Raw genomic sequence first — 12,447 nt, 5'->3', positions numbered from 1 at the left:
GGGGGCAACAATTAATGCCGAGTTAGATTTGACAAATTTAAAAGTTGTCAAATCTTTGGGGGTTCGGACAATCGCCCCCTTTTTTTTGTTTAGAAAGCAATGCGTATATTTGTGTATGCAGGAGATAGACCAATATCTTAATGAAATGACCGCCGTTTTAAAACGGTACGGCATCAGGCATGCTTCTATATTTGGTTCTTTTTCGAAAGGGACAAACACAAGCGACAGCGATGTGGATATGTTGATCGAACCCGGGGACAACTTTACGCTTTTTAATTTATTGCTGTTAGAGGAAGAATTAAAGGAACTGACCAACAGGAATATTGACCTTGTGGAGTTTGGCGCTATAAAGCAATCTATAAAAAACGAGGTTTTGCAAAGCGCTATCCCCATATTATGAGCCGCTCCGACTCTGTTTACTTACAAGACATTGTTCAGTCGATCGACATTGTTTTTGCTTATCTACAAAATAAAACGGAGTTCGATTTTGTAAACGAAACGCTTTTGCAGGATGCCGTGATCAGGCGGTTTGAGATAATTGGTGAGGCCTCATCAAAAATATCCGACGCGCTCAAACTGGCACACCCCGATGTGGAATGGCGGTTGATGAAAGCGATGCGCAATAAGTTGATACATGAATATTTTGGGGTATCCGCCAATACCATTTATCACACAGCTACCCTAAACCTTCCTACGCTAAAAGAACAATTTCTTAAAATAGCATTTAGTCGGGACTTATAATTTGCGGGGCTGTGTGCTGTTCGGGGATTACAAATCCCCTGTTTCATGGGCCGAGGATTATAAATCCCGACCAACGGGGAGATTGTGGAATGTGTCAATGTAGCTATGAATGAAACAACTGATTGATCTTATTTTGCCACTCGTCTTCAAAAATGACTTGAAATTCAAGGTCGTGACCGGGGAATTTGTTGGATAGTTCTTTCCATTCTGTTTTTGCACCAAGGCGGTTACATAGGTCAAATACATTTTCTTTGTAACGGGTATCGTCATTGCCTTTTAGGTGTATTCCCTTTGTTTCTAAAACAAATACTTTGTCGTACTCTGATTTATCCGACGTGTCTGCTTCGGCAGCTATAAAATCAGGATAGATCTTGTTTTTTCTCCATCCCTGTATATGATAGTCTTGTCGGGCACGGTTACGGTACCACCAAAGTAGTTTTTCCTGCCGGTCTAAATATATGGCAACGCTATGTTCAGTTTCATTAAACTCCTCCTCAAAAACAGGGTCGAAAATTGACCTTTGGACGGGCGAATTATCATCGCGTACGAGTTGGCGGTTGCCACTGGTTTTTATCCGTGATGGCAGCATATAGGCACCTTCTTCGGTGGTAAGGAAAAAAAAGAGCTTTTTATCGTCAATTAGTTTTTTGAAAACGGATTCAGCCAATGCATCGATCTGCTTGTCGATAACTTTCTTTAAGTATTCGATGATAAAAACAAAGTTGGATTCGACGATGCTTTCGTTTTCATGGTCTTTAAATTTGGCCCTGACCAGATTTATCGCTTCAACACCTTTTTCATAGGCTATCCATGGATTAGGTATCAAGTCGCCAATTTGGCGCGCAAGAAAAGCTTCATCAATTTTAAGTGTGCCTTTATTTTGGATAACACCCAGTGCCATAATTTCGTCAAAGTGGCCATCGTGATAACCCATTGTTACATCCAATTCGCCAATAGTTTGGTCGGGGTTTAAGGCGATATTGTCTAAGCCATCCAGTTTAATATCTTCGAAATTTATAGCGCTTAAAATATCGGCCTCGAAATTTACATCACGCCATGATTGTTCTTCTTGAATGACAAACCGTGGCAAAAATATTTTCCCTTCGAATTTTTTGAAACCAGGGCGATATTGGGCTTCAACATCTTTAAACAGGTGGCCCTCTACATTTTCTTCACCGATTACAATGCGCCCCGCTATGTCACCCAGACCTTCGCTTTCCAAACCGAGTTTAATTTCGCGTACAAGCTTTGAAGCGTTTTGCTTGAATGTGTACACATAACATTCATCCAGTTGCCTGATCCCTGTTTTTTTTGCGAATGGCTGTCGCAATATGCGGCCAACCAATTGTGTTATGCCTGTTGCCGAACTTGGGTTGGTCAATATGGTTAAAACATAGGCAAATGAAAAATCCCAACCCTCTTGTAATGCCGATTTTGTAATTATAAACTTGATCTCACAATCATTTGCAAAAAGATCTATACCTTCTATATCGTCTTTTTCACTGCTTTTTATAGCAATCTGATTTTCGGGGATATTGCATTTTTGGATTAGATATTCCTTAACCTGCTCTGCGTGTATAAATTTGTTATCCCGTTGGTCCTTGCCTGTACGTTCGACTTGTATCAGGCAGGCCGGGCGGATATACTTGCCTGTATTGGCCTCGTAAGTTTTAGCATGCCTTTCTAATACTTCCAATTTTTCCAGCGTGGCCACAATTGCGTCATGCCAATCTTGGCTTGCTTTATTTATTAAGTGAATATCAAGCTTGATCATTTCCTCTTCGTGCAGTTCGCGGCCGGATATTTTTACCAGTTCGTTACTGTTTGAAGGCGGCGTGGCCGAAAGCTCCAATACAAAGGAAGGGTTAAAACTTTGAATTGTTTTGCGGGCATTGTCGCTATATGCTTTGTGGCCTTCGTCTATGATGACCAACGGGTTAAGCAATTTTAAGGCATTACCTAATGAAGTTTTAACCTGCGCGCCGAATATTTCATCGGCGGTGGTGAAGCAGTCCAAATTGGGCACTTTTTGCAGTAATGCCTTTTGCGCGTTGTAATTATCTTCGTTAGGGAAGAAATCTGTATAGCCGCCCGAATCGCGGAATACCTTAAGCGTCTCTTTATTTTGGCGGTTTGCCGATGGCAGCATTAACATCAACACCACTAAATTTTCTTCAATATCAAGCCGGTTAAAAAGCTCCCCTTTTTCTTTAATTGAAGTACGACCACCGCTCGAAATATCCAATATCTGCCTGTATGGGTGGTTGCGGTCCTTTAACGCCAATATGGTTTGGCGATAAATTTGGGTGGACGGTACTATCCATAATACCAAACCTGTTTGTTTGTTGAGGTAGGTTTTTTGTATAAGGTCTATAGAATGGCAAGCCAACAGGGTTTTACCACCGCCGGTAGGCACTTTTAAGTAAATATCGGGTAGATAGTTGCATATACCATCTTTTTGTGAATGATAAAATGGTTTGCGTGTCGCTTTTTCCCAGGCAAGTTTTGGAAAATCGAAGCTTTTGGCCAGATCAGGATTGATAAGAGCGATATCATTTACCGATTTTTTGGCCATGCCCAATTCGCTCAAATATTCTTTGAGTTGCGTTAAAACTTTTTCCTGGTAGTGTTTAAGCTTCATTGCTGGATACGGTAAATTTCGTAAGGTAGCTGGCAAAAATCCAAATGGTTATGGTCACAAGTAGTATCGTCAACATATTTAGCCGGGGCAAAAACCAAACGCTTTTTGCCTTTATATTTTGGCATCTTTTCTATGGTATCTAACGTTAGGGCATTACGTTTAAGCCATTCAATATCGGGCTTGTAAAACATGTACACTTCGTAATTTTTTGTTTCGCCTATAAAACCTGTTTCGGGGTTTATTTTATCCTGCTCAAATTCGTAACCGGTGGCAGTATAAAATATATAACGTGCAAACTCGGTATAAGTTGGCAGGTTATTACCTTTTAGCAGGCTTTCCATTTCAATAGGGTCGCCTAACTCAAAATAGCTAAATGTGCCTCCTAATCCATTTTTTAAGTTTTCATTCTTTGATGCGCCCGTACCTTTGATTACTCGTCGAACGCGTTCAGCAGTAACCGTATTGGCATAGTCTTCCTGTTCTACTAAAATAAATTTCCGATTTCCACCATCCTCTTTGTTAAGTGCTAATAAGGCATGGGCTGAAGAGCCTGACCCAGAAAAACTATCAAGGACTATTGAATCTCTGTCCGTTGCTATTGAGAATATCTTTTTTATCAGTGACGTAGGTTTTGAATATTCAAACGCTCTACGGCCAAAAATAGACTCTATCTCTTTTCTTGAGTTATCATTGGAATATTCATTTTCTATAAATTCTAAAGTTGTTACCTTCTTTGTTCTTTGAATTATATCAATATAGTAGCTGCTATCTCTTTTCTTAATAGTGGCATTAGCATAAGTCTTTGTATAAATCCGTTTGCCATTCTTCGACTCCTTAACGACAACGAATTTATTTTCCAACCCAAATTCAAATAAATCTTTACTCCATCGCCAGCAAAAATCGCTTTTGGGATTTTCCTGGATTCTCTTTTCCATTTCAGCTTTGGAAACTGACCCCGGTCTGAAAATATGGCCCCCTAAAGTTATTTCATAGTCCAATGAACGACTGTACTGAATAGAACCATAATCAAGTGTTTGACTTAATTTATATTTCCCTCTTTCGTCGACAAATTCATCTTCTTCTTCATAATCTTCTACATCCAAAATATTTGGAGCCAACTCAATGTTTGCATATCCCTTGTACGCCACAACATAATCTGTATTTTTTGCGATACTACCAGTTGTTTTACCAGCCTTCTTTGTTATTCTTGGTAGTGTGGCTATAAAGTTTTCTTCTCCAATATTTCATTGCAAATATTAAGTAGATTCCCCAACGCATTATCATCAATAGATATAAAGATTGCACCGTACTCACTCATCAATTCTTTTAAAAGCTTCAAACGTGGCATCATCATACACAGCCATTTGTCGTGCCGCGTTAGGTCTTCTTTATCCACTACAGTACCCAACCATTCTTGTAACATCGGGCTATTCACATTGTCGTTGTAGACCCAATTCTCGTTTCCGGTATTGTACGGAGGATCGATATAGATGCACTTTATTTTGCCTGCGTAGGTAGGCAACAAAGCTTTAAGTGCCTTGAGGTTATCGCCCTGTATGATCAGGTTATCGTGCAGGGACACCTTGTCGGTTAAACTCAGCTCCTTTTTAGGCACCAATTGATGGTACTTAACCGCTAAGTGGTGGTTTTGCACAAATGTTTTACCTTTAAAGTATAAAGTGGGCATATTATTTCGCCTTGTTTTTAGTGATGTATCGTACTTTTTCTTCGGCAACCAGCAAGGCCGTTAAAGCCGTGTCCTCGTCCTCAACCTCGTAAACTATTTTGTCCGACAGCCAGGCTATCACCAGGTCGTTATCCATAACATTAAAAACTTCGCTCAGTTTTGTAACCTGTTCGCGGGTGGCACGGCGCTGGCCGCGTTCTATCTTGCTTAAAATGGCGGGGTCGATATCAGCCAAAACGGCAACCTTACGCAATGGCAAAGCACCATCTTCGCGCAATTGCCGTAGTTTTTCGCCAAATGAATAGGTTGACATAGTGGTTGTTGACAAATTATGTCAAAAATAACTATGTCGCTGAAAAAGTCAATGGATAAAGGCAACAAAAGTTACTAACAGTTTTAGCTATATAAAACATTGTTTTTTGTAGAAGTCATTAAAAACTCGTATCTTGTAGGGTTTAGAGCAAGGAACAATGATGAAAGAACAGGGAGAAATGAAAGTTGAAATATTTCTTACTTTTTCCCCCCTGTGGGAAGAGTGGCAGTTGCAGTGGCGAGTGGCAGTAATGGAAAATATATTTTTAAATCCTACTTTTTCCCCCCTTTGTTCCGTCATTGGTCATTGGGTCATTGTTTGGCGGGGTAATAAGTGGCAGGAAGAGGAGAGGTCTGAAATATTTCCTACTTTTTCCCCCCTATGTGGTCATTGGTCATTACCTCCTACGCTAAAGCTTCGGCGGTTAAAAGGGTCATTAGTCATTGGGTTGGCGGGTGAAAGGATAAAGAGGAATAGTGCTATATATAAGGTATCGATTGGATGATTTTAGCAGATAGGATTGATTTTAAGCGGGTGGCCAGGCTGCTGACGGTGGTGGAGAACGACCTGCCGGGGGCGGAGGCCATATTGAAGGGCCTGCGGTTTGAGCGGGAGGTGCCTGTTGTGGGGGTAACCGGGCCGCCCGGGGCGGGCAAGAGCACGCTGGTGAACGCCCTGATAGCCGAGCTGCTGCAGCATGGCAAAAAGATAGCCGTGCTGGCGGTGGACCCGACTTCGCCCTTTAACTTAGGTTCGCTGTTGGGCGACAGGATCAGGATGTCGGCGCATTTTAACCACCCGGACATTTTTATCCGGTCGATAGCTACCCGAGGTGCGGTTGGGGGCCTGAGCGTAAAGACCATCGAGATGGCGGATGTGCTGCGGGCAAGCGGCTTTGACTATGTGTTTGTGGAGACGGTAGGGGTGGGCCAGAGCGAGATCGATATTGCCGGCCTGGCCGACAGGTGCATTGTGGTGCTGGTGCCGGAGGCGGGGGACGAGATACAGCATATTAAATCGGGCCTGATGGAGATTGCGGATGCCTTCGTCATCAACAAAGCCGACCGCGAGGGGGCTGATGCCTTTGCCGCCAATGTGAAGAAGATGGTGAGCCAAAAACATGCCGATATACCGGTATTCAAAACCAGCGCCCTGAACAATACGGGCGTTGCCGATGTGGCGGCTTACCTGCTGGCAGGCAAAACCGGGCCGAACGACAAGAAGGTTTTCCTACTGTCTGAAAAAGTATACAGACGGATACAACAAAAGAGAATGGCTACGGTAGATAAAGCAAAGCTCCAACAAACAATTGCCGGAGCTTTGGATAAAGAGGGGTTCAACATCTACAGTTTTGCCGATACCTATAACGCTATGAGTTCATGATATGCTCAATCTCGTTGGCTTCGATGGGGATATTGGCCATCAGGTCGATATTGCCGCCCCTGGTGATAAGGATATCGTTTTCGAGGCGGATGCCCAAACCTTCGGCCGGGATATAGATGCCGGGTTCGCAGGTCAAGATGTTGCCTTCAGCAAAGGGCTGGTAGCGGCTGGCAAAGTCGTGCACGTCGATACCTAAATGGTGCGAGGTGCCATGCATGAAGTACTTTTTATAGGCGGGCAGCAAAGGGTCCTGCTTTTCGACGTCGTGTTTGGTGAGTAAACCGAGACCTATGAGTTCGGAGGTCATGATCTTGCCTACTTCGTCGTGGTATTCGTTCCAGATGGTGCCTGCAACGAGCATCTTTTTGGCCTCGTTCATTACGCGCAGCACAGCATTGTACACGTCGCGCTGGCGTTTGGTAAAGCGGCCGTTAACGGGTACGGAGCGGCTCATGTCGGCGTTGTAGTTGGCGTATTCGGCGCCAAAGTCGAACAGGATAACGTCGCCATCCTTACAAACGGCGTTGTTCTCGATGTAGTGGAGCACAATGGCGTTAGGCCCGGATGCGATAATTGGGGTATAAGCATGGCCGGTAGCCCGTTGTTTGATGAACTCGTGGATGATCTCGGCCTCGATCTCCCACTCGCCAACGCCGGGCTTAACGAATTTGAGGACACGGATAAAGGCGTCGCGGGTGATAGAACAGGCCTTTTGGGTCAACTCCACCTCGGTGGCTGACTTTATGGCACGGAGTTCACGTAAAATTGTCGCCGAACGGAGGTAGGTATGCAAAGGGTATTGTTCCTGCATTTGTTTTACAAAGCGTAGGTCTTTGTATACAACGGTATGGGTATAGCGGTCGTTCTCGTTGGTATTGAGGTAGATATTGGTGGCGTAATGGATGATACTGTGGAGGATATTGTCAAAATCGTCGATCCAATAAACGGCAGTAATGCCTGACGTGGCAGTAGCTTCCTCTTTGGTATACTTATGTCCTTCCCAAACGGCGATGTTTTCGTTGGTTTGTCTTAAAAATAGTACTTGTTTGTACAGCGGATTAGGACAATCCGGGAATAAAATGAGGGCACATTGCTCCTGATCGATACCCGTTAGGTAAAAAAAGTCGGCATTTTGCTTAAAAATGAAGGCCTGATCGCCACTTCTTGGAAATTCATCACTTGAATTGAAAATGGCGATAGATTGGGGCTTTAATCGTTCTGAGAAATTATTTCTATTATTTGTAAATAAATCAGGACTAATAAGTAAGTATTTCATTATTTGGGGGGTATTTAAAATTAATCCGTACCTTTTTTTTTATTTTTTTTTACAAATAATAATAAAATTTGGAACGGTGTTTGGTAAACGTTTCAAACATATTAACTAAATTTGAAAAAAAAATCACAATTAAATTGTTTAATCTTAAAATTATGAATTATTCTACATTAAAGAAAACAGTCGCTTTGTCATTTGTATCTTTGGTGGCAGCAGGTGCAGCAATTGCACAATCGTCGTCTGATACATCACATGCGTCTACAACTGCTGCCAAGATATTTGGTGGCAGGGCACAGTACAGGACTTGGAACATTGGTATCAATGCTGGTGTAACTTCTCCGTTTTTGGCAACTGGCGGTACCAACGGTACTACTGATTACACTGCTAACTTTGGTTATGATTTAACTATCAGGAAGCAACTTGCTCATTCATTTGGTTTACAAGCCGACATCATGGGTTATGGTAGCCAGGTAGGTGGTACTAATTCTACACCTCGTGCCGGCGTATCATCTTTCACAACAACTATTGCCTATGCAGGCTCTTTGGATGCAGTTGTAAACGTTGCTACTATTGATTACTTACGTCGTAAAAATGCAATTAATTTTTACTTTACAGGTGGTTTAGGCTTAGTTGCTTATAATCCTGTTCTTACCCTGGCAAATGGTACAACTATTGACAACAAAAACAAACACAATGGTAGCAATACTTATGCCAAAGAAATGTTTGTACCAGTAGGCTTAGGTGTTAAGTTTCGTTTATCCGACCGCGTTGCTCTTAACTTTGGGTATACTGAAAATTTTGTTGACGGTGATTACTTCGACGGTATTAAAAACCCGGCGACTCCATTACACAAGGATAAATATTCCTATGCATATGGTGGTTTAGAGGTTTCTTTAGGCTCATCTGCTAAACCTAACTTAGATTGGGTTAACCCTGTTGCCATGATGTATGATGAATTGAACGATCCAACTTTACGTCAGGAAGTTCAAGCATTAAAAGGCCGTGTAAGCAATGTTGAAAAAGCAGTTGATGACCTGAAGAAAGATTCTGACGGTGATGGCGTTGCCGATCAATTCGACAAATGCCCTAACACTCCTGCAGGTACTGTAGTTGATGGTTCAGGTTGCCCGTTGAAAATACCTGCTCCTATTGATACTTCAGTGTTCATGAGGAAAGGTGCTGTGGTTCAAGGCGCTGCCGTTCCAACTGCTTATGCTAACATCCAATTTGAATTTGATAGCTCGGGCTTACGTCCAACTGCATTCCCTATTTTGGATGCTACTTCAGCTGATTTGAGGTCTTCTAAAAAGACTATCACCGTAGCTGGTTATGCTTCTTCAGAAGGTACTGCTGCTCACAACTTACGTTTATCTAAAGACCGTGCTAACGCAGTAAAAACTTACTTGGTTAACTCTGGTGTTGAAGCTAAACACATTAAAGTTAAAGGTTACGGCGAAACTAACCCTGTAGCTGATAACTCTACTGAAGCTGGTCGCGAATTAAACCGTCGCGTTGAGTTCAAAAAATAATTTGTAGCAAATACAAATTTAAAATATAGAAGTCCTGCCCTCATCGGCAGGACTTTTTTTGTACCTTATACTTTTTAAACCACCTTCGTAAACCAAATGCAAACACCCGGGCAACAAATCATAAGGCAATGGTTCCAAACCAAAAACTGGGAGCAATTCGCTTTTCAGTTGCAAATGGAAGAGGCCTACCTTTCGGGATATTCGGGTTTGCTCAATGCACCTACCGGCAGCGGTAAAACCTTTGCCATGTTTTTGCCATTCCTGGCCGAATACATCAACCGCTACCCAACCGATTACAAAACCCGTCAAAACAACGGCCTGATGATGCTCTGGATAACCCCGTTGCGGGCACTTACCAACGACATCCGCAAAGCCATGCAACAGGTTTGCGACGACCTCGAACTACCCTGGAAAATAGCCACCCGCACCGGTGACACCCCCGCATCCGAGAAACAAGCGCTGCGCAAAAAGCTGCCCGAGGTACTGCTCACCACCCCCGAAAGCCTGCACCTCATGCTGGCCCAAAAAGAATACCCTAAACTGTTCCAAAACCTGCAGGTACTGGTTACCGACGAGTGGCACGAACTCTTAGGCACCAAACGCGGCGTACAGGTCGAACTGGGCCTGTCCCGTCTCAAGGCGCTCAAACAACAATATGTCAAAGAACATATCTCCTCATCCTCCGACTTAGGACTTCAAACCCAAGACTTACGGCTCAAAATCTGGGGCATCAGCGCCACCATCGGTAACCTGGAACAAGCCGCGCAGGTACTCTTAGGTTTGGATACCCCACCATCCCAAACCCGGATGATACTTGCCGACGTGGAGAAGAAGATCGTCATCGAATCCGTCATCCCCGAAAGCGTCGAAACCTATTCATGGGCAGGCCATATCGGCATCAAGCTGCTGCCGCAGGTAATGGATATTGTGGCCCGCAGCAAAACCACCCTCATCTTCACCAATACCCGCTCCATGTCCGAAATTTGGTACCATGCCATACTCGACAAGTACCCCGAATACGCCGGTATCATGGCCATGCATCACGGCTCGTTGGACAACGACCTGCGTGCCTGGGTGGAGCAGGCCCTGCACAACGGCTCTCTCAAAGTAGTAGTCTGCACCTCCAGCCTCGACCTCGGTGTCGATTTCCGCCCCGTCGATACTGTGGTGCAAATTGGCAGCCCCAAAGGCGTGGCCCGCTTTATGCAGCGTGCCGGGCGTAGCGGCCACCATCCGGGAGCCGTATCTAAGGCTTACTTTGTGCCTACCCATTCGCTGGAGCTATTGGAAGGCGCGGCCCTTAAACAAGCCATGAAGGCCGGTATATACGAAAGCCGCGACCCGGTGCTGCTGGCGCTCGACGTACTCATCCAGTATATGGTTACCCTCGCGGTATCCGATGGCTTCTATCCCGCCCAACTGTTTAAGGAGGTAAAAACCACCTTCGCCTACGCGGATTTGACCCTGCCCGAGTTTAACGAACTGCTCGACTTCATCACCCATGGCGGCAAAACATTGGCCAGCTATGATGAGTTCCTCAAGGTCGAGATCGTCGACGGTCTCTACAAGGTGAACAATCGTCGCGTGGCTATGCGCCACCGTCTCAGTATCGGTACCATCACCAGCGATGTCAGCATCCGCGTACGCTGGTTAAGCGGCGGCAGCCTGGGCACCATCGAAGAGTCCTTCATCTCCAAACTAAAGCCGGGCGACAACTTCTGGTTTGCGGGCCGCAGCCTCGAGTTCATCCAGATGAAAGAGATGTCGGCCTATGTCAAAAAGTCCAACAAGAAAAAGGGCCTCATCCCCAGTTGGATGGGCGGCCGTATGCCCCTCTCGTCTCAACTCTCCGCTGTCTTGCGCCAAAAGCTCGACGAAGTGGCGAGGAACGCCGCTACCGATGTCGAAGTAAAGGCATTACAACCCCTGTTCAACATTCAGGCTGAAGGGTCCCACCTGCCGCGCAGCAACGAGTTCCTCATCGAGTCGCTCCATTCCCGCGAAGGGCACCACCTGTTGTTTTACCCCTTCGAAGGCCGTTTGGTGCACGAAGGCATGGCATCCTTGCTGGCCTACCGTATCGCCAGGATCAGGAGCGCCAGTTTCTCCATCGCCATGAACGATTACGGTTTCGAACTGCTTACCGAGGACGATATCCCCCTGCTTGAAGCCCTCCAAAACAACCTCTTTACCATCGATAACCTGCTTTCCGATATCCAGCAGAGCCTCAACGCCAACGAGATGGCCCGGCGCCGCTTCCGCGATATCGCCCATATCGGCGGACTCATCTTTACGGGCTATCCCGGCGCACCGGTAAAAAGCCGGCATTTGCAAGCCTCGTCATCGCTCTTGTTCGATGTGTTTACCGAGTACGAACCCAATAACCTCCTCGTTCGGCAGGCTTATAACGAAGCCCTGGCTTACCAGTTGGAAGAGTTCAGGCTGCGGGAGGCCCTGCAACGCATCAGTGGCCAAAAACTCGTCATCAAACAGATCGACAAACCCTCACCATTTGCCTTCCCCATCCTCGTCGACAGTATGGGCCGCGAAAGGCTCACTACCGAAACCCTCGAAGAACGCGTTGCCAAAATGGCCCGCCAATACGAACCCGACGACTCAAAAGAACAAACCACCAGCCCCAAACGCTTCCGCGTTTCAAAGCGCGGCCGTTAATCCCATCCCATCCCGCTATGTCGGTTGCAATTAAATCGCAGTGCGATAGCCTCGCAAGCAACGATCATGTCACGTCCTGAAAAAAGTTGACTGATTTGGTGATACAATTATTGTTAATTAAGTTGACTATTTATTAAAGGTTTTACTTCTCTTTTATAAGTTTTTATTTTGATGTTTTTTTGCATGTGCATTTGTTTAGGTGTAAGC

At 45.0% G+C, this 12,447-nt stretch carries 11 protein-coding genes; 6 read left to right on the top strand and 5 right to left on the bottom strand.

What is annotated here, in order from left to right; translation table 11 throughout:
* Nucleotides 1-115 precede the first annotated feature (115 nt).
* Together QZX97_RS02445 and QZX97_RS02440 are read left to right on the top strand one after the other, a co-directional pair.
* Nucleotides 116-400 carry a nucleotidyltransferase domain-containing protein gene (locus tag QZX97_RS02445; RefSeq protein ID WP_295650058.1) on the top strand — a complete coding sequence of 95 codons (285 nt, stop codon included), beginning with the start codon at nt 116-118 and terminating at the stop codon, nt 398-400.
* Complete coding sequence (locus tag QZX97_RS02440) at nt 397-741, top strand: DUF86 domain-containing protein (RefSeq protein WP_295650060.1); 345 nt, start codon at nt 397-399, stop codon at nt 739-741. The genes QZX97_RS02445 and QZX97_RS02440 overlap by 4 nt, the downstream gene beginning before the upstream one ends.
* 103 nt (nt 742-844) lie before the next feature.
* Here QZX97_RS02440 and QZX97_RS02435 read toward each other — a convergent pair whose 3' ends face one another.
* The 4 genes from QZX97_RS02435 to QZX97_RS02420 all read right to left on the bottom strand — a co-directional run bounded on the left by QZX97_RS02435 (nt 845) and on the right by QZX97_RS02420 (nt 5,382).
* Complete coding sequence (locus tag QZX97_RS02435; protein ID WP_295664133.1) at nt 845-3,382, bottom strand: DEAD/DEAH box helicase family protein; 2,538 nt, start codon at nt 3,380-3,382, stop codon at nt 845-847.
* The gene (locus QZX97_RS02430; RefSeq protein ID WP_295664130.1) at nt 3,379-4,485 is read right to left on the bottom strand and encodes a DNA methyltransferase; all 1,107 of its coding nucleotides are present in this window, start codon (nt 4,483-4,485) and stop codon (nt 3,379-3,381) included. The genes QZX97_RS02435 and QZX97_RS02430 overlap by 4 nt, the downstream gene beginning before the upstream one ends.
* A 116-nt stretch (nt 4,486-4,601) precedes the next feature.
* Nucleotides 4,602-5,069, bottom strand: a complete 468-nt coding sequence (locus tag QZX97_RS02425) for a DNA methyltransferase (RefSeq protein WP_295664127.1) — start codon at nt 5,067-5,069, stop codon at nt 4,602-4,604.
* 1 nt (nt 5,070) lies between these two features.
* On the bottom strand, nt 5,071-5,382 hold the full coding sequence (locus QZX97_RS02420; protein ID WP_295650066.1) for a helix-turn-helix transcriptional regulator: 312 nt from the start codon (nt 5,380-5,382) through the stop codon (nt 5,071-5,073).
* 157 nt (nt 5,383-5,539) lie between these two features.
* On the opposite strand from QZX97_RS02420, the gene QZX97_RS02415 reads away from it, so the two are divergent.
* Both QZX97_RS02415 and meaB read left to right on the top strand, forming a co-directional pair.
* Complete coding sequence (locus tag QZX97_RS02415; RefSeq protein WP_295650067.1) at nt 5,540-5,887, top strand: hypothetical protein; 348 nt, start codon at nt 5,540-5,542, stop codon at nt 5,885-5,887.
* Nucleotides 5,884-6,765 carry a methylmalonyl Co-A mutase-associated GTPase MeaB gene (gene meaB, locus QZX97_RS02410; RefSeq protein WP_295650068.1) on the top strand — a complete coding sequence of 294 codons (882 nt, stop codon included), beginning with the start codon at nt 5,884-5,886 and terminating at the stop codon, nt 6,763-6,765. The genes QZX97_RS02415 and meaB overlap by 4 nt, the downstream gene beginning before the upstream one ends.
* Here meaB and QZX97_RS02405 read toward each other — a convergent pair.
* A complete protein-coding gene (locus tag QZX97_RS02405) occupies nt 6,752-8,041 on the bottom strand; it encodes an aminopeptidase P N-terminal domain-containing protein (protein ID WP_295650069.1) in 1,290 nt (429 codons plus the stop codon). The genes meaB and QZX97_RS02405 overlap by 14 nt on opposite strands.
* 80 nt (nt 8,042-8,121) lie before the next feature.
* On the opposite strand from QZX97_RS02405, the gene QZX97_RS02400 reads away from it, so the two are divergent.
* Nucleotides 8,122-9,567: an OmpA family protein gene (locus tag QZX97_RS02400; protein ID WP_363151769.1), complete on the top strand. Its 1,446-nt coding sequence runs from the start codon at nt 8,122-8,124 to the stop codon at nt 9,565-9,567.
* Nucleotides 9,568-9,663: 96 nt separating this feature from the next.
* Nucleotides 9,664-12,240, top strand: coding sequence for a ligase-associated DNA damage response DEXH box helicase (locus QZX97_RS02395; protein WP_295650070.1), 2,577 nt, complete (start codon nt 9,664-9,666; stop codon nt 12,238-12,240).
* The last annotated feature ends 207 nt before the right edge of the window (nt 12,241-12,447 follow it).

The organism is uncultured Mucilaginibacter sp., from assembly GCF_903893715.1.
Lineage (GTDB): Bacteria > Bacteroidota > Bacteroidia > Sphingobacteriales > Sphingobacteriaceae > Mucilaginibacter.
This window is presented reverse-complemented; position numbering and strand designations above follow the sequence as displayed.

Excerpts from the sequence above, each read along its gene's own strand:
- QZX97_RS02415 (WP_295650067.1), top strand. The coding sequence starts at position 5,540 with ATGATGAAAGAACAGGGAGAAATGAAAGTTGAAATATTTCTTACTTTT.
- QZX97_RS02420 (WP_295650066.1), bottom strand. The coding sequence starts at position 5,382 with ATGTCAACCTATTCATTTGGCGAAAAACTACGGCAATTGCGCGAAGAT.
- QZX97_RS02435 (WP_295664133.1), bottom strand. The coding sequence starts at position 3,382 with ATGAAGCTTAAACACTACCAGGAAAAAGTTTTAACGCAACTCAAAGAA.
- meaB (WP_295650068.1), top strand. The coding sequence starts at position 5,884 with ATGATTTTAGCAGATAGGATTGATTTTAAGCGGGTGGCCAGGCTGCTG.
- QZX97_RS02395 (WP_295650070.1), top strand. The coding sequence starts at position 9,664 with ATGCAAACACCCGGGCAACAAATCATAAGGCAATGGTTCCAAACCAAA.
- QZX97_RS02440 (WP_295650060.1), top strand. The coding sequence starts at position 397 with ATGAGCCGCTCCGACTCTGTTTACTTACAAGACATTGTTCAGTCGATC.
- QZX97_RS02405 (WP_295650069.1), bottom strand. The coding sequence starts at position 8,041 with ATGAAATACTTACTTATTAGTCCTGATTTATTTACAAATAATAGAAAT.
- QZX97_RS02445 (WP_295650058.1), top strand. The coding sequence starts at position 116 with ATGCAGGAGATAGACCAATATCTTAATGAAATGACCGCCGTTTTAAAA.
- QZX97_RS02425 (WP_295664127.1), bottom strand. The coding sequence starts at position 5,069 with ATGCCCACTTTATACTTTAAAGGTAAAACATTTGTGCAAAACCACCAC.